Source organism: Massilia sp. METH4 (assembly GCF_037094685.1).
Classification (GTDB): Bacteria; Pseudomonadota; Gammaproteobacteria; order Burkholderiales; family Burkholderiaceae_D; genus Rugamonas.
The window spans coordinates 2,206,835-2,228,309 of record NZ_CP146614.1 but is presented as its reverse complement, the minus strand read 5'-3'; the positions used below and the strand labels follow the sequence as shown (position 1 = coordinate 2,228,309).

The window sequence follows — 21,475 nt, the reverse complement described above, 5'->3', positions numbered from 1 at the left end:
CCTTAGTTTCCGACCGTCAGGTAGACGTGGCAGGACTGCTTCGAGATACGGTCGCCACGGCCCTTTGCGCGCGCGGTGAAGCGCTTCAGGATCGGGCCCTTTTCGACGTAGATCGTTTTCACGTACAGCTCGTCGATATCGGCACCATCGTTGTGCTCGGCGTTCGCAATGGCGGACTCCAGCACCTTCTTGATGATGGTGGCGCCTTTTTTCGGGCTGAACTGCAGGATGTTCAGCGCGGCGTCAACCTTCTTGCCGCGGATCAGGTCAGCCACCAGGCGACCCTTTTGATCCGACAGGCGCACGCCTTTGAGGATTGCTTTGGTTTCCATTATTTCTTCGCCTTTTTGTCAGCAGCGTGGCCCTTGAACGTACGGGTCAGCGCGAACTCGCCGAGCTTGTGACCGACCATGTTCTCGGACACGTACACGGGCACGTGCACCTTGCCGTTGTGCACGGCAATCGTCAGGCCGATGAAGTCGGGCATGATCGTCGAACGGCGGGACCAGGTTTTGATTGGCTTCTTGTCTTTGGTCGCTTGCGCGGCTTCGACTTTCTTCACCAGGTGGGCGTCGCAGAACGGCCCTTTTTTCAATGAACGGGTCATGATTTATCCTTATTTCTTGCCGCGGCGCGAGACGATCATCGAAGAAGTGCGCTTGTTCGAACGCGTCTTCTTGCCCTTGGTCTGCTGGCCCCATGGCGACACTGGGTGACGACCAGCGGCGGTACGGCCTTCACCACCACCGTGCGGGTGGTCGATCGGGTTCATGACCACACCACGGACGGTCGGACGCACACCGCGCCAACGCATCGCACCGGCTTTACCGATCTTGCGCAGGCTGTGCTCGGCATTGCCGACTTCGCCCACGGTGGCGCGGCACTCGATGTGCACGCGACGCACTTCGCCGGAGCGCAGGCGCACCTGGGCGTAGGTGCCTTCGCGGGCCATCAGCACGACTGCGGCACCGGCGGTACGTGCCATCTGGGCACCTTTACCTGGCAGCATTTCGACGCAGTGGATCACGGTACCAACCGGGATGTTGCGGATCGGCAGGGTGTTGCCGGCCTTGATCGGCGCTTCGGAACCGTTCATCAGCGTATCGCCGACGGACAGGCCTTTCGAAGCGATCACGTACTTGCGCTCGCCGTCGGCGTAGCACAGCAGGGCGATGTGCGCCGTGCGGTTCGGATCGTATTCGATGCGTTCCACTTTCGCAGGGATACCGTCCTTGTTGCGCTTGAAGTCAACGATACGGTAGTGCTGCTTGTGACCACCACCGATATGACGGGTGGTGATGTGGCCGTTGTTGTTACGGCCGGCGGTCTTCGACTTTTTCTCAACCAGGGCGGCGAGCGGACGGCCTTTGTACAGGTCGGCGTTCACCACCTTCACCATGCCGCGACGGCCTGGGGAGGTTGGCTTCATCTTAACGAGTGCCATTATTTAGCCTCCTCGGAGAAATTGATTTCCTGGCCAGGTTTCAGGCACACGAAAGCACGCTTGGTATTGTTGCGGCGACCGATGAAACGGCCCGAACGCTTGACTTTACCTTCGCGGTTCACGGTCTGCACCGATTCCACTTCGACCTTGAACAGCAGTTCAACGGCGGCCTTGATTTCCGGCTTGGTCGCATCCGGTGCAACGCGGAATACGATCTGTTCGTTCTTTTCCGCGACCAGGGTGGCCTTTTCGGAAATGACCGGCGCCAGCAGCACCTTCATCAGGCGCTCTTCGCTAAATTTGACGGCGCTCATGCCAGCAACTCCTCAATCTTGGCCAGTGCCGCTTTGGTAACCAGGACCTTCTTGTAGAAGACCAGCGACATTGGATCTGCGTGACGCGGTTCCACGACCAGCACGTTCGGCAGGTTGCGGGAAGCCAGCAGCAGGTTTTCTTCGATGTTGTCGGTGATGATCAGGACCGAATCCAGACCCATGCCGGTCAGCTTTTGCGACAGCAGCTTGGTCTTCGGGGCTTCGATCGCCAGATCTTCGATCACGACCAGGCGCTCTTCGCGAGCCAGCTGGGACAGGATCGAGCACAGACCTGCGCGGTACATCTTCTTGTTCACTTTGTGGGTGAAGTTCTCGTCAGGCGAGTTCGGGAAGATGCGACCACCGCCACGCCACAGCGGCGAGGACGACATACCAGCACGGGCGCGGCCGGTGCCTTTCTGGCGCCAAGGCTTCTTGGTCGTGTGGTGAACCTGCTCACGGTCCTTCTGCGCGCGGTTGCCGCTACGGGCGTTCGCTGCATAGGCAACCACGATCTGGTGGATCAGGGCTTCGTTGTAATCACGGCCGAAGACGGTGTCTGCAGCAGCAACGTTGGACGCGGCTTGACCTTCAGCGTTCAAGAGCTTGAGTTCCATGAATTAAGCTCCCTTCTTAGCTTTGACTTTAACGGCTGGCGATACGACCACCTGACCGTTTTTCGCGCCGGGTACAGCACCTTTCACCAGCAGCAGCTGACGCTCTGCGTCGATGCGGGCGATTTCCAGGTTCTGGGTCGTGACGGTGACGTCACCCAGGTGACCGGTCATGCGCTTGCCAGGGAACACGCGGCCCGGATCCTGCGCCATACCGATAGAGCCTGGTACGTTGTGCGAACGGGAGTTACCGTGGGTGGCACGGCCGGATGCGAAGTTGTAACGCTTGATGGTACCGGCGTAGCCTTTACCGATCGAGGTGCCCTGCACGTCGATCTTCTGACCGACTTCGAACAGCGAAACGGCGATGGTGTCGCCAGCTTTCAGTTCGGCAGCTTTGGCTGCATCGATACGGAATTCCTTCAGCAGGGTACCGGCTTCGACACCAGCTTTGGCGTAGTGACCCGCGGCGGCTTTGGTCACGCGGGAAGCGCGACGCTGACCGTACACGACCTGAACAGCGGAGTAACCATCCGTTTCAGGAGTTTTGATTTGCGCAATGCGGTTGTTCGACACGTCCAGCACGGTCACAGGGATCGAATCCCCGTCGTCCGTGAAGATGCGCATCATGCCAACCTTGCGACCGAGGAGGCCAAGGCTCATTTTTTCTCCATTCCCGCCTACGATTGGGCAGGGCTAAGTTGAACTACATGCGGTGAATCGCTTCACCACGAAAATGGTATGGACGAAAAAGGACAATTCCATACCGAAGCCGGCTAGTGTACTTTGCTTTGCCTCTTGACGCAACAAGTAAGTACGAGGTATGTCGCTTGTTGTTGCGCCAACAGTAAACAGCGCTGCCACCCCCTCGCGCAGCAAAATGCACATGCCTCGGCTTATAAATTTGCTACACTTGATGGCATTGCAAAATTGCAACTTTTAGCTTGCTAGCGATGCGCGCCCGCCGGCCGATGCCGGCCTTCCATCCTCACGAGGGAACCGCACATGCATACTGTTTCATCGCTATTCCGTCATGTCATCCTGGCCGCGACACTGTGCGCCGCGCCGGCGTTCGCCGACGACACGTTCACGGCACGACTGACCAATTTCGGCTACACGCTGACCGACCTGAATCCGAACGACGCCTATACGCCGACCCCGCTGGACATTACCCGTGGCAACTCGACCGGCTCGCTGTGGCTGGTGAACTTCGATCCAATGACGGAAATCGACCGCGACCTGGCAGCACTGCCAGGCACCGCCATGAGCGACAGCGGCCAGCTCGGCTCTTATGGGGGAGCATGGTCGACCGGCACCGATCTCAGCCAGAGCGTCTCGCTGGCATCGAGCGGCTATGGCATTGGCTGGTCGGAAGCGGACTGGACGATACAGATCACGATGCAACCCAATACAGCCATCACCCTCACCGGCCACCTGACCATGGATTGGACGCAGACCGGCAGCGAGCTGCCCGGTACTTCGAGCGGCCTGAGCAGCGTTTTTAGTGTCGGCGCGCCCGACTGGGGCACTAGCGAACACGTCTATACCTTCGAAAGCCCCGACAGCATCGATACCGACCTGTCCATCACGTATTCCCACCGCGGCAGCGCGCCGCTTGTTGTCTATATCTCATCATCGCTGACCGCCCACAGCTCCGTTTTCGCGCCTGTACCGGAGCCCTCCACGTACGCGATGCTCGTTGCCGGCCTGGCGATCGCCGGCTGGACCGCACGCCGTCGCCAGTCGCGCCGCTAACGCAGCCCCTAGCCCTTCAACTGTGGAGATCCAATGAAACTTCATCAAGCCACGGCCCTGGCGGCCATTCTTTGCTCCCTCACCGGCGCAGCACATGCCGGCAATTTCGCCTTCGGCACTTCGAACCTTGGCTTCCATGTCGTCGACCTCACGCCGGACGATGGCGCCGCCGCCGGCTTCGCGGTGACCGATACCTGGTCAGACCTGAACGCCGGGCTGACCCGGCCGGAAGGTTATCGTAGTTACGAAACGGAAGTACTTGGCCTGCGCGACTTCACCGCCGGGGCAACGATCCGCGGCGCGCACGCGGGAGTTGGCGTGTCCAGCGTGCTGGGCGATACGACCCTCACGTATTCGGAGCCGGTATCGGCGTACACGTTCGCCTGGGTGCGCGGTCTGCAGGAGATCACGCTGACAGTCAAGGCGAACTCGCAACTCGTGATCGACGGTAATACGTTCACGCAGTTGTCGGGCTGGAATCCCGCCTATGAATTCGAGGGCCGGGTCTCGCTCACGCTGCGGCCGGGCCCTTCCGGCACGTGGACGGATCCGGTGAGTGAGCTGGTGCGGCCGGTCGACTATGCGTCCGGTACGGACGCGGTGCAGTCGTTCCAGCTCACGTATGCGAACTCGACGGCCCAGGATGCCACCATCCGCCTGCAGATCCGCGATTACCTGTATTACTCGGCGGACCGTGCCGCATTGGCGCCGGTACCGGAGCCGGCCACGTATGCGCTGCTCGGGGCCGGCCTGCTCGTCGTCGGCGCCGCGGCCCGGCGCCGCCGCGCCGGCCAGCCGGCATAGTCGCGGCGATCCGGTGGCGGCGTGCCGGCCGGATCGCTGGATCCCCCGCCGGCGGAAGAGCAGCCGCCGCCAGCGACGCGATGCGATGAAAGGGACGAGATGCGGCTTTCATGGCCGGGCGACCAGAAGGCGTACTTTGTGCTGGCGGTAACGTGAAAGCCGCGAACTCTACCCTCATCGCCACGCGGCGGTAAGCAGCCGGCACGGTCACTCGTGCCGGGCCTGGCCGCGGCCGATGCGATAATCGGCCCATGGAACACTACATGCTGCTCAAACTGCTGCACGTGCTCAGCTCGACGGTGCTGTTCGGCACCGGCATGGGCATCGCCTTTTTCAAATGGATCACCGACCGCAGCGGCGACGTGCGGGCAATCCGCGTTGTCACGGAGCGCACGGTACTGGCTGACTACGTCTTCACTACGCCCGCCGTGATCGTGCAACCCGTCACGGGCTTCGCCATGATCTGGCTGGCCGGCTATCCGCTGTTTTCTACCTGGGTCGTGTGGTCCGTCGCGCTGTACCTGCTGGCCGGCGTGTGCTGGCTGCCGGTGGTGTGGCTGCAGATCAGGATGCGGGACATCGCCCGCGTGGCGGATGCCGGCGGCACCGCCCTGCCCCCGTTGTACTGGCGCTATCAGCGGCTGTGGTTCCTGCTGGGCATTCCCGCGTTCAGCGCCCTTGTTGTCATTTTCTGGCTGATGCTGAACAAGCCGGCATGAACGGTTGCCTGGCCGGGTGCGTCGGATCGATCGCATGGCGCGGATGAACGCGCTGCATCGGAAGGTCTGCGAGGAAATGCGCCGCCGGCGGCACGGCTTGCCGGCGGCGGCGCGGGGAAATGGGAGCCGCCGTGGGCGGCCCCATTGTTCAGCCGATCAGAACGCGTACTTCGCGCTCAGGGTGAAGTAACGGCCGTAATTGTTGTGCAGGCCCTGGTTATAGCCCGGCTCCGGCAGGAAGCTGGACGTGATGCCCTGGTCCGGATCGTACGGCGCGCGCTTGTCGAACAGGTTCTGGATGTTCAGGCTCAGCGTCATGTTCTTGAAGCCGGTGTAGGTATAACCCAACCCTACGGTGACCCAGCGCCCGATCTTACAGTCCGGATAATATTCCTCGTACAGCGGCACGGTGGCGTCGCGGTTCGGCTCGGCATCGCCCGGCTGGGCCTTGCCATAGTGGCAGAACGGCTGGTCGTAGACGGTTGTGCCGTTGACGTAACGCTTCAGCGAAACGCTGCCCACGTAGTTCACGGAGGCATTCACGGCATGGTCGCCGCGCGTCCACGTGCTCGCCAGGTTGAACTTCAGCCGCGGCAATTCCATGCCGCTCGACAGGTTCCAGTCGTAGATGCCGGCATTGCCGCCGACCAGGTTGTGCTCCACGTCGCCGGGATGCTGGGCCAGCGAGTAATGCGTCATGTACGTACCGTTCAGCTTCGTGCTGAGGGCACCCCACGCGCCCAGGCGGGTACGATGGCGCACTTCGAAGTCGATGCCGCGCACTTCGGTCGAACCCTGGTTTTCCCAGGGCAGCCTGACCATCAGCAGCGGCCCCGTATTGGCGACTGGATTGCCGTTCGCATCGGTAACGAAGTTGGCCGGATTGGTATCGCGCACCACGTTCTGGGGATAGCGGTCTTCGTTCTTGATCGCTTCAAAAGCCGAACCCTGCACTACCTCGCCTTCCTTGCGGATGCGGAAGTATTCGACCAGGAAGTCCAGGCTGCTGGTCGGCGAATAGATCAGGCCCAGCGAGTAGCTGCGCGATTTTTCCGGCACCAGGTCGGGATTGGCGCCGCCCGTGCCGGCCGCGGTTTTGGCGCAATCGACTTCGGTCGCGCCCGGTTTCGGGGTCAGCTCGTCGGCCTCGCAGCGGCGGCGGTCGAAGATGTCGCGCAGGAACACCTGGGAACCGCCCGGGGTCACCTGCACCAGCGCCGGTGCACGGAAGCCCTTCGCGTACGTGCCGCGGAAGGCCAGGCCTTCCATCGCTGTCCACTTCGCACCCACCTTCGGCACGTAGTTCGTCTTGATGCCCGGGTACTTGTCGGCGCGGCCGGCGAAGTCCATTTCCAGGTTCTTCAGCAACGGCGTGCGCAGCTCGACGAAGGCGGACTTCACGTCACGTTCGCCGTCGATGATCGAGTTGACCAGGCCGAAGATCTCGCCCGACGCCAGGACCGGCGTCGGGTCGAGCTGGATCTTTTCGCGGCGCACTTCCACGCCCAGCGCCAGGCCCATGGCGCCACCCGGCAGCTGGCCGAATTGCGTGCTGGCCTTGGCATCCCATTGCAGGATCGAGGCGCGCCCCAGGTTCGTCACGTCCCGCGCGATGGTCGGGTCGGCCGCCAGCTGGGCCAGCGACGTTCCCGTGTTCAGCTTGCGCAGCGTGGGCAGGTACAGCCGGTCGTAATACGTCTCTTCCTTTTCCGAGCGATTCCACAGCAGGCCGGTATCCCAGGTCCAGCCGCGGAACTCCCCTTCCGCTCCAACCAGCAGGCGGGTGCTTTCGTTGATGACTTCCGTGCCACCCCGCAGGTTGGCGAAGCGGTAGCCGACCGACGCGCGGGCATTCGGGAAGGGATTGTCCGGATGCCCGATCTCGAGGATGGCCTGGAACGGCTCGGCGCCCCCGGTCGCCGTGAAATTGTTGGTGGGCGACTGGCCGAGCGTGATCGGCGTGCCCGTGTATTGACGTTCGGAGCGCGCGTACGCCACTTCGGCGAAAGCGCGTGCGTTATTGCCGAGCTTGAGCACGCCCCGGCTCATCAACACCGCATCCTTGCCTTCGCTTTGCGCCTCGATGAAACGGGTGGCGTCGTAGTTGCAGAAGGTGCGGCCCACCCAGACGCTGGTGGTCGGGAAGCCCATTTGCGTGGTCCCCACCAGCTGTTCGGAAGGATCGCAGCCGAGCGTGGTGCGCAGGCGGTCGCCGGCGTTGGCGCGGTTGACGCCGAAGTTGCGCGACCCCGGCAGGCTTTCGCGATAGAACGTGGGGTACTGCGAAATCTGGCTGCCGTACGGGGTGGCGAAGCGTCCGTTCAACTGCTGGTATTGCGAGAAAGCGATATCGGTGGCGTCACGCAGGGCGGTGCGGTCGCGCTTGGAAACGTCGGCCGTGAAGAAAACGTTGTAGCCGTCCGTATCCAGGTCGCCCTTGCCCCAGGCGGCGCTGACACCGCGGCGGGCGAATTCACCGTCGTCGTTGGCACTGGCGCGCGCACCGAATTCAAAGCCCTGGTAGTTACTCTTCGTGATGAAGTTGATCACGCCGCCGATCGCGTCGGAGCCGTACACGGCGGATGCGCCGTCCTTGAGGATTTCAACACGGTCCAGGGCGCTGACGGGAATGCTGTTCAGGTCGTACAGCGTGGAATTGCCGTCGTTGGGATCCGCGTAGGCCGAAGGCGACATGCGGCGGCCATTCAACAGGATCAAGGTGGAGGTCGACGACAGGCCGCGCAGCGAGGCGGTCGCGACGCCGCGCGAGAAACCGCCGTCCGTGGTGTCGTAATTGCTGTCCGAACCGATGGCTGGCACGAAGCGCATCAGATCCTGGACGGTTTGGGCGCCAGTATCCTTGATGTCCTGAGCGGTAACGACCTGGACTGGAGAGGTGCCTTCCTTATCGGCGCGCTTCAAGTTCGAGCCCGTGATGTACACGGTCTGCGGGGCCGGCGCCGGTGCTGGTTGTGCCAGTACCGCCGGGACGGCAAACGTGGCGGCGACTGCCAGCACGCTCTTCTTTAACGTTAACTGCATGTATTGCTCCCGATTCTTGTAAGAAGTGTCCTCGTTACGTTTAGTAACGATTCTTTGCAATTTCTCACATGGACGGCTGAGTTATCAAAAAATTTTGCGTTTTTTGCACTCCGGGTAGCATATGTGTTGTATCCACGCCAAGTGGCGGCGACATATTTAGCGCTATCGGAACAACTAGGAATTTTATTTGGCGTATATGGCGATTTGTCGGTGCCTGTCTTGCGGCCCGCTGGGCGAAGACCCACTACGCCGGCCGGTGGAGACGAAAAAAAACCGGAGCATATGCTCCGGTTCTTCTTTGCGGGATGGCCGGGCCATCCGGCATGAATCGATTACTGCAGCTTGATCTCGACGTCCACGCCAGCCGGCAGGTCCAGCTTCATCAGGGCGTCAACGGTCTTGTCGGTCGGATCCACGATGTCCATCAGGCGCTGGTGGGTGCGGATTTCGAACTGGTCGCGCGAGGTCTTGTTCACGTGCGGGGAACGCAGCACGTCGTAACGCTGGATGCGGGTCGGCAGGGGAACCGGACCTTTGACCACGGCGCCGGTGCGCTTGGCGGTGTCAACGATTTCCAGTGCGGACTGGTCGATTAGTTTGTAGTCGAAAGCCTTCAGGCGGATGCGGATCTTTTGATTTGGGGTGGACATGCTGATTCCTTGAAAAGAACGAACCGGGCAGCGGCGCAGCGCCACGCTCCGGCAATGTAGAAATATGCAACGCTTAACAACAGTACTACTTCGATGCAACTGCACATAAAAGCAGCGGGACGGGCATGATATCACGCCCTGTCCCGCTGCATCAATGCAAAAGCTTAGCCCAGGATCTTGGCCACAACACCCGCGCCGACGGTACGGCCGCCTTCACGGATGGCGAAACGCAGGCCTTCTTCCATGGCGATCGGGGAGATCAGCTTGACGGTGATCGACACGTTGTCGCCCGGCATGACCATCTCTTTGTCCGCCGGCAGCTCGATCGAGCCGGTCACGTCGGTCGTACGGAAGTAGAACTGAGGACGGTAGTTGTTGAAGAACGGGGTGTGACGGCCGCCTTCATCCTTCGACAGAACATAGATCTCGCCGGTGAAGTGGTTGTGCGGCTTGATCGAGCCCGGCTTGGCCAGAACCTGGCCACGCTGCACGTCTTCACGCTTGGTGCCGCGCAGCAGCAGGCCGACGTTGTCGCCAGCTTGACCCTGGTCCAGCAGCTTGCGGAACATTTCCACGCCGGTGCAGGTCGTCTTCACGGTGTCGATGATGCCGACGATTTCAATTTCTTCGCCGACCTTGATCACGCCACGTTCCACACGGCCGGTCACCACGGTGCCGCGACCCGAGATCGAGAACACGTCTTCCACAGGCATCAGGAAGGCACCGTCCACGGCGCGCTCAGGCGTCGGGATGTACGAATCCAGTGCGTCGGCCAGGCGGATGATGCAGTCTTCGCCCAGCTCGCCCGGCTGGCCTTCCAGGGCCATACGTGCCGAACCCTTGATGATCGGCAGGTCGTCGCCCGGGAACTCGTACTTCGACAGCAGTTCGCGCACTTCCATTTCGACCAGTTCCAGCAGTTCCGCGTCGTCGACCAGGTCGCACTTGTTCAGGAACACGATGATGTAAGGCACGCCAACCTGACGGGCCAGCAGGATGTGTTCGCGGGTCTGCGGCATCGGGCCGTCAGCAGCGGAGCACACCAGGATCGCGCCGTCCATCTGGGCGGCACCGGTGATCATGTTCTTGATGTAGTCGGCGTGGCCCGGGCAGTCGACGTGCGCGTAGTGGCGCGCAGCCGTTTCGTACTCGACGTGGGCGGTGTTGATCGTGATGCCGCGTGCTTTTTCTTCCGGAGCAGCGTCGATCTGATCGTAGGCCTTGGCTTCGCCGCCGAACTTCTTCGACAGCACCGTTGCGATTGCAGCGGTCAGGGTGGTCTTGCCGTGGTCGACGTGACCGATGGTGCCAACGTTGACGTGCGGTTTAGTCCGCTCAAACTTACCTTTTGCCATTTTATTTCTTCCTTAGAACTTTGATTTAAGGTTGTCCGGCCGGGGTTGTGCCCCGGCCGATAAACGCTATTGTCGATTACTTCGCTTTCGCGGTCACGATTGCGTCGATAACGTGCTTCGGCGCTTCGGAGTAGTGCTTGAATTCCATCGTGTAGGTTGCACGGCCTTGCGTTGCGGAACGCAGCGAGGTCGAGTAACCGAACATTTCCGACAGCGGTACCTCGGCCTTGATGATCTTGCCGCCGCCGCCCGGGATTTCGTCCATGCCCTGCACCATGCCGCGACGGGACGACAGGTCGCCCATCACGTTACCGGCGTAGTCTTCCGGCGTTTCCACTTCCACGGACATCATCGGCTCGAGGATGACCGGCGAAGCGCGCTTGCAGCCGTCCTTGAACGCCATCGAGCCCGCCATGCGGAACGCGTTTTCGTTCGAGTCCACGTCGTGGTAGGAACCGAAGGTCACGGTCACTTTCACGTCGACGACCGGGTAGCCGGCCAGGACACCGGTGTTCAGCGTTTCGCGCACGCCTTTTTCCACCGCCGGGATGTATTCGCGAGGAATCACACCGCCCTTGATGGCGTCGACGAACTCGAAGCCCTTGCCCGGTTCCTGCGGTTCGATCGTCAGCACGGCGTGGCCGTACTGGCCGCGACCACCGGACTGCTTGACGAACTTGCCTTCCACGTCGGTGACGGTCTTGCGGATCGTTTCACGGTAGGCCACCTGCGGCTTGCCGACGGTCGCTTCCACGCCGAATTCGCGCTTCATGCGGTCGACGATAATTTCCAGGTGCAGCTCGCCCATGCCGCCGATGATGGTCTGGCCGGATTCTTCGTCGGTCTTCACGCGGAACGACGGGTCTTCCTGTGCCAGGCGGTTCAGGGCCAGGCCCATTTTTTCCTGGTCGGCCTTGGTCTTCGGCTCGACAGCCTGCTGGATCACCGGCTCCGGGAACACCATTTTTTCCAGGATGATCGGTGCCGACGGGTCGCACAGCGTTTCACCGGTGGTGGCTTCCTTCAGGCCCACGGCAGCGGCGATGTCGCCCGCGCGAACTTCCTTGATCTCTTCACGCTGGTTGGCGTGCATCTGCAGGATACGGCCGACGCGTTCCTTCTTGCCCTTGATCGGGTTGAACACGGTATCGCCCGAATTGATGACGCCCGAGTAGACGCGGAAGAAGATCAGCTGGCCCACGAACGGGTCGGTCATGATCTTGAATGCCAGCGCGGCGAACTTTTCGCTGTCGTCGGCCTTGCGGCTGGTCGGCTGGTCGTCTTCGTCGGTACCTGCGACCGGCGGAATGTCGACCGGCGACGGCAGGTATTCGATGACCGCGTCCAGCATGGCCTGCACACCCTTGTTCTTGAAGGCGGTGCCGCACATCATCGGCACGATTTCGCCGTTGATGGTGCGATCACGCAGTGCCTTCTTGATCTCGGCTTCGGTCAGGTCGCCTTCTTCCAGGTACTTGTTCATCAGCTCTTCGCTGGACTCGGCGGCGGCTTCCACCAGCTTCTCGCGCCACTCCTGGCACGTGTCCAGCAGTTCGGCCGGGATTTCGCGGTATTCGAACTTCATGCCCTGGGAAGCTTCGTCCCAGAAGATGGCTTGCATCTTGACCAGGTCGACCACGCCCTTGAAGTTGTCTTCGGCGCCGATCGGCACCTGGATCGGCACCGGGTTGGCCTTCAGGCGGGCACGCATCTGCTCGTACACCTTGAAGAAGTTCGCGCCGGTACGGTCCATCTTGTTGACGAACGCGAGGCGGGGCACCTTGTACTTGTTAGCCTGGCGCCACACGGTTTCCGACTGCGGCTGCACGCCACCCACGGCGCAGTAGACCATGCACGCACCGTCCAGCACGCGCATCGAACGTTCCACTTCGATCGTGAAGTCGACGTGGCCCGGGGTATCGATGATGTTGAAGCGGTGGGCCGGGAAGTTGTTCGCCATGCCTTTCCAGAAGCACGTCGTCGCAGCCGAGGTAATGGTGATACCGCGTTCCTGCTCCTGCTCCATCCAGTCCATGGTGGCGGCACCGTCGTGCACTTCACCGATCTTGTGGTTCACACCCGTATAGAACAGGATACGCTCGGTCGTGGTGGTCTTGCCGGCGTCGATGTGAGCGGAGATACCGATGTTGCGGTAACGCTCAATGGGGGTAGTGCGTGCCATAATTTTTCCTAAATCTTTGAATGGACAAAACCGAGCAGCATTTTGACAACCAAAATGTGCCCGGCCTGAACAAGGGATACTGCATGGCCGCACCCCCAATAGGGCTTGGCCATCTGCTTAGAAGCGGAAGTGCGAGAACGCCTTGTTCGCTTCCGCCATGCGGTGCACTTCGTCACGGCGCTTCATTGCGCCGCCGCGGCCTTCCGCGGCTTCCATCAGCTCGCCACCGAGGCGTTGCGGCATCGACTTTTCGCTGCGCTTGTTCGCAGCTTCGCGCAGCCAACGCATGGACAGGGCCAGGCGGCGCACTGGGCGCACTTCAACTGGCACCTGGTAGTTCGCACCGCCGACACGGCGGGACTTCACTTCAACCATCGGCTTGGCGTTGTTGATTGCTGCGGTGAACACTTCCAGCGGGTCCTTGCCGGACTTTTGCTGGATATGGTCGAATGCACCGTAGATGATGTTTTCTGCAACCGACTTCTTGCCGGACAGCATCAGAACGTTGACGAATTTAGCGACTTCGGTGTTGCCGAACTTTGGATCCGGCAGAATCTCGCGCTTGGGTACTTCACGACGACGTGGCATGTCTATTTCCTTCCTGTCTTCAGTTGAGTGCCTCTTGATCGGCACTCGCGTCAGGCCCTCATGGCCTCACACTTACTCGGCCTCGCGGCCGCCTCAACTCATTATGTATTTGCGACTCGGTTTGCCTGAAGATTACTTCTTGGCAGCCTTGGCGCGCTTCGCACCGTACTTCGAGCGAGCCTGCTTACGATCCTTGACGCCCTGGGTATCCAGCGAGCCGCGAACCATGTGGTAACGCACACCCGGCAAGTCCTTCACACGGCCGCCGCGCAGCAGCACGACCGAGTGTTCCTGCAGGTTGTGGCCTTCACCGCCGATGTACGAAATCACTTCGAAACCGTTGGTCAGGCGTACCTTGGCGACTTTACGCAGTGCCGAGTTAGGCTTCTTCGGAGTGGTGGTGTACACACGGGTGCACACGCCACGCTTTTGCGGGCAGTTTTCAAGTGCCGGCGATTTGCTCTTCACGACCGCTGCGGTACGTGGTTTGCGAATCAATTGATTGATGGTTGGCATCGTTCTAAATCCAACAAAATTTACTGCTGTTGACAACCCGGGCAAGCAATTGCGCCCCCGGGGGCTAAAACGGGTCTCCAGAGTCCGGAAACGCAGGGACGCAAACAGCCACCCTCTGGAAAGGCGGCCCGGAAAAAAGCGTATACGAGGTGCAGACTAAATCGAGAACTCGCGAGTATAGACCGGACGCAAGGACCAGTCAACCGATTTGCGGATCAATTTCGCAAGGCAACAGCCCTGCCCGGCTGGAGGAAAAGCGCCGATAATAGCGGCCGTTTCGGGCCGGCACCGTTGCAATTTCGCCCCTGCCGCGCCCGTGCGTTTGCCCGCGCCACCACCAGCCGCCGAATGTCCCCATTGCCTTCCCTGCCCCGTCCGGCGCACCTGTTCATCCTGCTCAGCTACCTGACGCTGTCGCTCGTGCCGTGGATACGCGTCCTGCTCGGCAACCCGGTCGACGATGGCTGGCGCATCCTCGGCATCGAGATCGCCGCGTGGACCGCCGTCTGGGCCATGTTCAAACGGCCGGCGTATTTCCACTGGCTCCTGATCCCCGCGTTCATGGCGCTGCCCACCGAGATCTACCTGCTGGTCTTCTATGGCCAGGGCATTTCCACGCACCACCTGGGCATCCTGGCCGAGACCAGCCCGGTCGAGGCGCTCGAGTTCCTGGGTAATAAGGTATGGACCATGGTGGCCGTGATGGCGCTTGTGGCGGCCTGGTGGGTGATGACGTTCCGCGCCGCCCGCCTGACCCGCGGGCTGGACTGGGAAGGACCGTCGCGCTGGGTCGCGCTGGCCCTGCTGGGCGGCTTCTCCCTGCTGGCCGCCTACGCCTGGGAAGCCGGCGCCGGCCGGCAAGCGCCCGCTTCGGCTTCCGCGAGCGCCGGGGATGGCCAGCGTGGCGCGCGCGCCACCGGGCTGTCCCTCGCGCCCCTGCCGGCATGGGCCCGCCCGCCCTTGCACTTCGATGCCTTCATCAAATCCTGGCCGTTCGGCCTGGCCGCGCGCGGCATCGATTTCTATCACGAGCGGCGCTACCTCGCCGAACTGAATGAAACGAGCCGCCACTTCAAGTTCGGCGCCGACCAGCCGGCGCCGGACGATGTGCCGGAAACGATCGTATTGGTGATCGGCGAATCGTCGCGCCAGGACCGCTGGCGCCTGTTCGGCTACGGGCGCGACACGAACCCGCTGCTGGCGCAGGAAAAGAACCTGGTGGCGCTGCCGGACGTGATCACGTCCGTGTCGGCCACCCGCCTTTCGGTACCCGTCATCATTTCCCGCAAGCCGGCGCGGCAGAGCCTGAAGGATGGCTTTAACGAGAAATCGTTCATCACCGCCTATAAGGAAGCGGGATTTCGCACATGGTGGCTGTCGAACCAGATCTCGTTCGGCAAGTTCGACACGCCCGTGTCCGTATTCGCCCGCGAGGCGGACGTGGTGCAGTTCACCAACCTGGGCGGCTTCTCGGCGAAATCGAACCTCGATGAAGTGTTGTTCGAACCGCTGCGGCTGGCGATGGCCGATCCCGCGCCGAAGAAGCTGATCGTGCTGCACACGCTGGGCAGCCACTGGAACTACAGCCAGCGCTACCCGCGAGCGTTCGACCGCTGGCAGCCGTCGCTGTTCGGCGTCGACAAGCCGGCCTATACCGACATCGCCATCAAGGAACAACTGAACAACAGCTACGACAACGCGATCCTGTACACCGACTGGTTCCTGGCCGGGGTGCTCGGCCGCCTCAAGGCGGCACCGCACCCGAGCGCCCTGCTCTACGTGGCCGACCACGGCCAGACGCTGTACGACGGCACCTGCCGCCTCGCCTTCCACGGCCACAACACGCAATACGAATTCCGCGTCCCCGCGTTCATGTGGTACTCCGACCAGTACCAGGACCGCTACCCGGCGAAAGTGCGCGAACTGCGGCGGCACCGCAAGGCGAAGCTCGCCACCGAGAACATGTTCCACACGCTGCTGGACATGGCCGACGTGCGCTACCCCGGCGACCGCCTCGAATGGAGCTTCCTGTCCCCCACCTTCCAGCGCCACACCCGCTGGGTCGACAGCTACGGCTGGACCGACTACGACAACGCCACCCTGCGCGGCGACTGCCGCGAAGTGATCGCGAAGAAGCCGAAGAAGCGCTGAGCCAACAGCCGAGCTCGTGTCCCCATGGTGTCTGGCACCATGGGGACACGAGCCCAGCCTTACGTCCTCATGCTGCCCCCTTGGCAATCAAGGGCTTGCGAGCGTTTCGGGACGCTGCAATGCATGAGTTCGGCAGGTCAGTAGCTTGCCGGATAGTGGTCGCCGGCGACCAGCGTGCCGGCGGCGCGGGCGGCGGCCAGTTCAGCCTGGACGTCGGTGCGGGCGACCGGTTTCGCTTGCGGCAACGGCCCCGGGTAGGCTTCTCCGTCGAACTGCGTGCCCGCGGCGCGGGCGGCGGCGAGTTCTGCCCGTACATCGGCGCGGCTGCGCGTGGACGGCGTGAAGATGTCGGCCTGGTAGCCTTCGCCGCCGCTGGTCAGTGTGCCGGCGGCGCGGGCGGCCAGGACTTCGGCGCGTACCTGCTCGCGGGTCAGGCCTTCGGCAGCCGCGCCGCCGGAAGCGATGGCGGAAACGGCGAGCAGCAGGGCGGCAATCGTGTTCGTGGTGTTCATGGTGGACTCCTCATGGTTGGTTGCGATGGGTTCATTAGACGCCCCGCATGTATGGGGGATATGTCCACATCCGCCCCCGGGCGTAACGCCGCGTATCGCGTCCGCGCCCGGATACACGGCGATACACACGGACGCTCGCGGACAGCGCCGGACAGCGGACAAACCTGTCCACTTCGTGCCAAATCAAGCACTTAACAACTGGCACGCTTCATGCTGTAAGCCATGCAACATCGACTTGCCGACACCACCATGATCCGCGACACCTCCCACCAGGACACCATCATCGCCGCCCCGCCGGGCCGGCCGTGGAAGCGCCGGGCGCTGCTGGCCGCCGGCGGCGTGGCGCTCGTGGCGGCCTTCGGGGCGGCATTCACCGGCTGGTCGGCCAGCGAGCATTCGGTCAACGCCGCGCGCCTGCGCATCGCCGAGGTCACGCGCGGCACGCTGATCCGCGACGCCGCCGTGAACGGCCGCATCGTGGCCGCAGTCAGCCCCACGCTGTATTCGACCGCGCCCTCTTCCACCGTCACGCTGAAGGTGCGCGCCGGCGATACCGTAAAGCGGGGCGACGTGCTGGCCGTGCTGGAATCGCCCGACCTGACCGACGAGCTGAAAAAGGAGCAGTCGACGTACCAGGAACTGGCGGCCGAGGTGGCCCGCCAGCAGATCCTGGCACGCAAGCAGAAGCTGCTGGCGCAGCGCGATGCGGACACGGCGGAGATCGACCGCCTGTCCGCCCAGCGCACGCTGGAGCGCTACGACAGCGTGGCGAACGAAGGCGTGGTCGCCAAGATCGATTACCAGAAAGCGAAGGATGCGCTGCGCGCCGCCGAGATCCGCGCGCGGCATGCCACGCAGGCCTCGACGCTGGAGAAGGACGATGTCGACCTGGCGCTGCGCACGAAGAGCGCCCAGCTGGAACGCCAGAAGCTGGTGCTCGCGAATGCCCAGCGCCGCGTGGATGAACTGACGGTGCGCGCGCCGGTCGACGGCTTCATCGGCACCCTGAATGTGGCGAACCGCAGCGTGGTGCAGGCGAATACGCCGCTGATGACGCTCGTCGACCTGTCCGCCCTCGAAGTGGAGCTCGAAGTGCCGGAGACCTATGTGAACGACCTGGGCCTGGGCATGCGCGCCGAGATCACCGTCAATGGCGCCACCTCCATCGGCAAGCTGTCCGCGCTGTCGCCGGAAGTGGTGAAGAACCAGGTGCTGGCGCGTGTGCGCTTCGAGGGCCGGCAGCCGGACGGCCTGCGCCAGAGCCAGCGCGTGCAGGCGCGCCTCCTGATCGACGAAAAGCCGAACGCACTGCTGCTGCCGCGCGGCTCCTTCGTGGAATCGGAGGGCGGCCGCCATGCCTACCTGGTGCAGGACGGCGTCGCGGTGCGCACGCCGATCCGCATGGGCGCCACCAGCATCAACGCCGTCGAGATCCTCGCCGGCCTGAAACAGGGCGACAAGGTCGTTGTCGCCGGTACCGAAACGTTCGAGAACGCCCGGCGCGTCTCGATCAACCATTAATCTTCCCGATACCGACAAGGGGCCACCATGCTGCGCATGCAAAACCTGAGCAAAGTCTACCGCACCCACATGATCGAAACGCACGCGCTGCGCGGCTTCGAGATCCACGTGAAACAGGGCGAATTCGTCACCGTCACGGGCCCTTCGGGCTCGGGCAAGACGAGCTTCCTGAACATCGCCGGCCTGCTCGAAGAATTCACCTCCGGCGAATACATCCTCGACGGCATCAACGTGAAAGGCATGGACGACAACGCCCGCTCGAAGCTGCGCAATGAAAAGCTCGGCTTCATCTTCCAGGGCTTCAACCTGATCCCCGACCTGTCGCTGTTCGACAATGTGGACGTGCCGCTGCGCTACCGCGGCTTCAACGCGGCCGAGCGCCGCGAACGCATCGAGGATGCCCTGGCCAAGGTGGGTCTGGCCGCGCGCATGAAGCACTATCCGGCCGAACTCTCCGGCGGCCAGCAGCAGCGCGTGGCGATCGCCCGCGCGCTTGCCGGCTCGCCCAAGCTGCTGCTGGCCGACGAACCGACCGGCAACCTCGACACGCAGATGGCGCGCGGCGTGATGGAACTGCTGGAAGAGATCAACGCGCAGGGCACGACGATCCTGATGGTCACCCACGACCCGGAACTGGCGACGCGCTCGCAGCGCAACGTGCACATCATCGACGGCCAGGTTTCGGACCTGGTGCGCAAGTCGCCCACGCTGGTGGCCTGAGGAGCAACCATGTTCGGCTATTACTTCAGACTTGGGCTGCGCAACCTGCGCCGCAATCCGGCGCTCACCGCCCTGATGGTGCTCACCCTGGCCATCGGGGTCGCCGCCAGCGTCGCGACGCTGACGATCCTGCACGTCATGTCCGGCAATCCGATGCCGCACAAGAGCGACAGGCTGATCTCGGTCGTCTTCAACAACGGCCCGCTGGAAGGCTATTCGCCGGGCGACAGACCCAACGACGACCAGGTCAGCTATACCGATGCGATGAACCTCCAGGCCAGCGGCCAGGGGGCGCGGCGCACGGCGATGATGGGGCTGGGCGGCACGATCCAGCCGGACCGCAAGGATATAGCGCCGTTCGTCGTGACTGGCGGCGGGCCCTATCGCGATTTCTTCGCGATGTTCGAGATCCCCTTCCTGCATGGGCAGGCGTGGAGCGAGGCCGACGACAAGGCGGGTGCCGACGTGATCGTGCTGACGCGCGCGCTGTCGGAAAAACTGTATGGGAACTACAATCCGGTGGGCCGGCGGCTGCGCTACAACGGTTTCGACTTCCTCATCACTGGCGTCATCGACTCGTGGGATCCGATCCCGCGTTTCCACCGGATCGTGGGCATGGGCGCCTTCGACGAGGAAGATGAGTTCTTCCTGCCCATGGCGTCGGCCGTGCGGCACGAGTGGTACAACAACGGCAGCACGAATTGCACCAGCAGCGCCGGTACCGGCTACCAGGCCTTCATCCGTTCCGAATGCACGTGGATCCAGTTCTGGTTCGAGCTGCATTCCCAGGCCGACAGGGCCGCCTTGCAGGACTGGATCGACGGTTATGCTGCCGAGCAGCGCAAGCTGGGCCGCATGCCGCGCAATGCGCCGAACCACCTGTACAACCTCACCGAATGGCTGGAACACCTGAAGGTGGTGGGCAACGACAACAAGCTGTCGGCCTGGCTCGCCTTCGGCTTCCTGCTGCTGTGCCTCGTGAACACCGTCGGCCTGCTGCTGGCCAAGTTTTCCGTGCGGGCGCCGGAAGTGGGCGTGCGCCGCGCACTGGGCGCCTCGCGCAGGGAGATCTTCCATCAATTCCTGGTCGAGACGGCCGTCGTCGGCCTGGCCGGCGGCGTGCTGGGCCTGCTGCTGGCACTGGGCGCACTCGGCCTGATCTCGCTGCAATCGAAACAGCTGGCGCTGGTGGCGCAAATGGACTGGGCGATGCTGTGCGTGACGTTCGCGATGGCGGTGGCCGCCGCGATCCTGGCCGGGCTGCTGCCGACCTGGCGCGCCTGCCAGGTCACGCCCGCCCTGCAACTGAAATCCCAATAGAGAAATAGGAGAGCGCCATGGAGTTCCGTCCCATCCTGTCATCGCTGATGCGCAACAAGACCGGCCCCATCCTCGTGGCGGTGCAGGTCGCGCTGAGCCTCGCGATCCTCGCCAACGCCCTGCACATCGTCAATGTGCGCCAGGCCGTGATGGAGCGGCCTTCCGGCGTGGAGCGCGAGGCCGACATCTTCCACCTGCAGGTCAGCGAACTCCATTCGGCGAGCACCTTCAACGACATGGTGGCGCAACAGGTCCGCCAGGCCGCGCTGCTGCGCGCCGTGCCGGGCGTGCAGTCGGTGGCGCAGACCAACCAGGTACCGTTGTCCAACTCGGGCAACAACACGGGCATGGCCGCCAGCCGCGACCAGGTGAAGGTGTCGACGGGAACGGCGTACTATGTGTCGCCCGATTCGCTGGTCAAGACCTGGGGCCTGAAACTGGTGGAAGGCCGCGACTTCCTGCCGACCGAGGTGGTGAACCTGGACATGGCGAAGGATGCCTACGAAACCAGCGTGATCGTCATCACGCAGGCGCTGGCGAAGAAAGTGTGGCCCGACGCCGCCAGCTACGTCGGCAAGCAGATCTACTTCGGCACCGGCGGCGACGCCGCGGCGGCCCGCGTGGTCGGCGTGGTGGAACGGCTGCAATCGACCAGCGCCGAAGTGGGCGAACGGGGCGAGATGTCGATCATCCAGCCGATCCGCCGCATCACCTCGCCCCGCGCGATGTACACGGTGCGTGCCGAACCGGGCCAGCGCGACCGCGTGATGAAGGAAGCGGAGGCGGCCTTGCGCAAGGATGCCAACAACCGGATCGTGGTGCGCGCGAAAACGTTCGATGACGATCGCACCGACCGCTATCGGGCCGACCGCGGCTTGGCCTGGATGCTGGTCGCAGTCAGCGTGCTGCTGATGCTGGTCACGGCCAGCGGCATCGTCGGCATGGCCAGCCTGTGGGTCACGCAGCGGCGCAAGCAGATCGGCGTGCGCCGCGCGCTCGGGGCGCGCCGCGTCGACATCCTGCGCTACTTCGTCACGGAGAACGTGATGATCACCAGCGCCGGCATCGCCGCCGGCCTGCTCGGCGCGCTGGGCCTGAATCATTTCCTGGTCGCCAGCCTGGAACTGGCGCGGCTGCCCGGCAGCTACCTGCTGGCCGGAGCCGCCATCTTCCTGGGCCTGGGCATCGCCGCCGTGTACGGGCCCGCATGGCGCGCGGCCAGCATTTCGCCGGCCACGGCCACTCGCGGTGTCGTCTAGGAAGCGCGG

At 63.0% G+C, this 21,475-nt stretch carries 21 protein-coding genes; 8 read left to right on the top strand and 13 right to left on the bottom strand.

Going from position 1 to position 21,475, the window contains the following annotated elements; genetic code table 11:
• Positions 1 to 2 precede the first annotated feature (2 nt).
• Genes rplV through rplC form a run of 6 tightly spaced genes read right to left on the bottom strand, consistent with a single transcriptional unit; the run spans position 3 to position 3,035 of the window.
• Positions 3 to 335, bottom strand: coding sequence for a 50S ribosomal protein L22 (rplV, locus tag V6Z91_RS09950; RefSeq protein WP_174800461.1), 333 nt, complete (start codon positions 333 to 335; stop codon positions 3 to 5).
• Positions 332 to 607: a 30S ribosomal protein S19 gene (rpsS, locus tag V6Z91_RS09945; protein ID WP_093556914.1), complete on the bottom strand. Its 276-nt coding sequence runs from the start codon at positions 605 to 607 to the stop codon at positions 332 to 334. The genes rplV and rpsS overlap by 4 nt, the downstream gene beginning before the upstream one ends.
• Before the next feature lie 9 nt (positions 608 to 616).
• On the bottom strand, positions 617 to 1,444 hold the full coding sequence (gene rplB / locus V6Z91_RS09940; protein WP_131148098.1) for a 50S ribosomal protein L2: 828 nt from the start codon (positions 1,442 to 1,444) through the stop codon (positions 617 to 619).
• The gene (rplW, locus tag V6Z91_RS09935) at positions 1,444 to 1,758 is read right to left on the bottom strand and encodes a 50S ribosomal protein L23 (protein ID WP_338769846.1); all 315 of its coding nucleotides are present in this window, start codon (positions 1,756 to 1,758) and stop codon (positions 1,444 to 1,446) included. Before rplW ends, rplB begins: the two co-directional genes overlap by 1 nt.
• Positions 1,755 to 2,375 (bottom strand): 50S ribosomal protein L4, encoded by a 621-nt coding sequence (gene rplD / locus V6Z91_RS09930; protein ID WP_338769843.1) that lies wholly within the window; start codon positions 2,373 to 2,375, stop codon positions 1,755 to 1,757. Before rplD ends, rplW begins: the two co-directional genes overlap by 4 nt.
• A 3-nt stretch (positions 2,376 to 2,378) precedes the next feature.
• The gene (rplC, locus tag V6Z91_RS09925; RefSeq protein ID WP_338769840.1) at positions 2,379 to 3,035 is read right to left on the bottom strand and encodes a 50S ribosomal protein L3; all 657 of its coding nucleotides are present in this window, start codon (positions 3,033 to 3,035) and stop codon (positions 2,379 to 2,381) included.
• A gap of 342 nt (positions 3,036 to 3,377) precedes the next feature.
• Here rplC and V6Z91_RS09920 point away from each other — a divergent pair, with 342 nt between their 5' ends.
• From V6Z91_RS09920 to V6Z91_RS09910, 3 genes are all read left to right on the top strand, one after another.
• On the top strand, positions 3,378 to 4,127 hold the full coding sequence (locus V6Z91_RS09920) for a PEP-CTERM sorting domain-containing protein (RefSeq protein WP_338769837.1): 750 nt from the start codon (positions 3,378 to 3,380) through the stop codon (positions 4,125 to 4,127).
• 33 nt (positions 4,128 to 4,160) lie between these two features.
• The gene (locus V6Z91_RS09915; RefSeq protein ID WP_338769834.1) at positions 4,161 to 4,931 is read left to right on the top strand and encodes a PEP-CTERM sorting domain-containing protein; all 771 of its coding nucleotides are present in this window, start codon (positions 4,161 to 4,163) and stop codon (positions 4,929 to 4,931) included.
• A 263-nt stretch (positions 4,932 to 5,194) separates the two neighbouring features.
• Complete coding sequence (locus V6Z91_RS09910; RefSeq protein ID WP_338769831.1) at positions 5,195 to 5,650, top strand: DUF2269 domain-containing protein; 456 nt, start codon at positions 5,195 to 5,197, stop codon at positions 5,648 to 5,650.
• A 156-nt stretch (positions 5,651 to 5,806) separates the two neighbouring features.
• Here the strand turns inward: V6Z91_RS09910 and V6Z91_RS09905 are convergent, their stop codons facing one another.
• From V6Z91_RS09905 to rpsL, 6 genes are all read right to left on the bottom strand, one after another.
• A complete protein-coding gene (locus tag V6Z91_RS09905; RefSeq protein ID WP_338769828.1) occupies positions 5,807 to 8,692 on the bottom strand; it encodes a TonB-dependent receptor in 2,886 nt (961 codons plus the stop codon).
• A 332-nt stretch (positions 8,693 to 9,024) separates the two neighbouring features.
• On the bottom strand, positions 9,025 to 9,342 hold the full coding sequence (gene rpsJ / locus V6Z91_RS09900; protein WP_050409777.1) for a 30S ribosomal protein S10: 318 nt from the start codon (positions 9,340 to 9,342) through the stop codon (positions 9,025 to 9,027).
• A gap of 164 nt (positions 9,343 to 9,506) precedes the next feature.
• Positions 9,507 to 10,697 (bottom strand): elongation factor Tu, encoded by a 1,191-nt coding sequence (gene tuf, locus V6Z91_RS09895; protein WP_338769710.1) that lies wholly within the window; start codon positions 10,695 to 10,697, stop codon positions 9,507 to 9,509.
• A 76-nt stretch (positions 10,698 to 10,773) separates the two neighbouring features.
• Complete coding sequence (gene fusA, locus V6Z91_RS09890; protein ID WP_338769822.1) at positions 10,774 to 12,879, bottom strand: elongation factor G; 2,106 nt, start codon at positions 12,877 to 12,879, stop codon at positions 10,774 to 10,776.
• A gap of 117 nt (positions 12,880 to 12,996) precedes the next feature.
• The gene (gene rpsG, locus V6Z91_RS09885; protein ID WP_338769820.1) at positions 12,997 to 13,467 is read right to left on the bottom strand and encodes a 30S ribosomal protein S7; all 471 of its coding nucleotides are present in this window, start codon (positions 13,465 to 13,467) and stop codon (positions 12,997 to 12,999) included.
• 132 nt (positions 13,468 to 13,599) lie between these two features.
• Entirely contained in the window at positions 13,600 to 13,983 is a 384-nt protein-coding gene (gene rpsL, locus V6Z91_RS09880; protein WP_231767594.1) for a 30S ribosomal protein S12, read from the bottom strand.
• 348 nt (positions 13,984 to 14,331) lie between these two features.
• Here rpsL and V6Z91_RS09875 point away from each other — a divergent pair, with 348 nt between their 5' ends.
• A complete protein-coding gene (locus tag V6Z91_RS09875) occupies positions 14,332 to 16,134 on the top strand; it encodes a phosphoethanolamine transferase (protein ID WP_338769814.1) in 1,803 nt (600 codons plus the stop codon).
• Positions 16,135 to 16,271: 137 nt separating this feature from the next.
• On the opposite strand, the gene V6Z91_RS09870 is transcribed toward V6Z91_RS09875, so the two are convergent.
• Entirely contained in the window at positions 16,272 to 16,646 is a 375-nt protein-coding gene (locus tag V6Z91_RS09870; protein WP_338769811.1) for a DUF4148 domain-containing protein, read from the bottom strand.
• A 222-nt stretch (positions 16,647 to 16,868) separates the two neighbouring features.
• Here V6Z91_RS09870 and V6Z91_RS09865 point away from each other — a divergent pair, with 222 nt between their 5' ends.
• The 4 genes from V6Z91_RS09865 to V6Z91_RS09850 are packed head-to-tail and all read left to right on the top strand — an operon-like array spanning position 16,869 to position 21,466.
• A complete protein-coding gene (locus V6Z91_RS09865; protein WP_338769809.1) occupies positions 16,869 to 18,167 on the top strand; it encodes an efflux RND transporter periplasmic adaptor subunit in 1,299 nt (432 codons plus the stop codon).
• Between the two features lie 27 nt (positions 18,168 to 18,194).
• The gene (locus tag V6Z91_RS09860) at positions 18,195 to 18,887 is read left to right on the top strand and encodes an ABC transporter ATP-binding protein (RefSeq protein WP_338769806.1); all 693 of its coding nucleotides are present in this window, start codon (positions 18,195 to 18,197) and stop codon (positions 18,885 to 18,887) included.
• Positions 18,888 to 18,896: 9 nt separating this feature from the next.
• Entirely contained in the window at positions 18,897 to 20,207 is a 1,311-nt protein-coding gene (locus V6Z91_RS09855) for an ABC transporter permease (RefSeq protein ID WP_338769803.1), read from the top strand.
• Between the two features lie 17 nt (positions 20,208 to 20,224).
• Positions 20,225 to 21,466, top strand: coding sequence for an FtsX-like permease family protein (locus tag V6Z91_RS09850; protein ID WP_338769800.1), 1,242 nt, complete (start codon positions 20,225 to 20,227; stop codon positions 21,464 to 21,466).
• Positions 21,467 to 21,475: the final 9 nt, after the last annotated feature.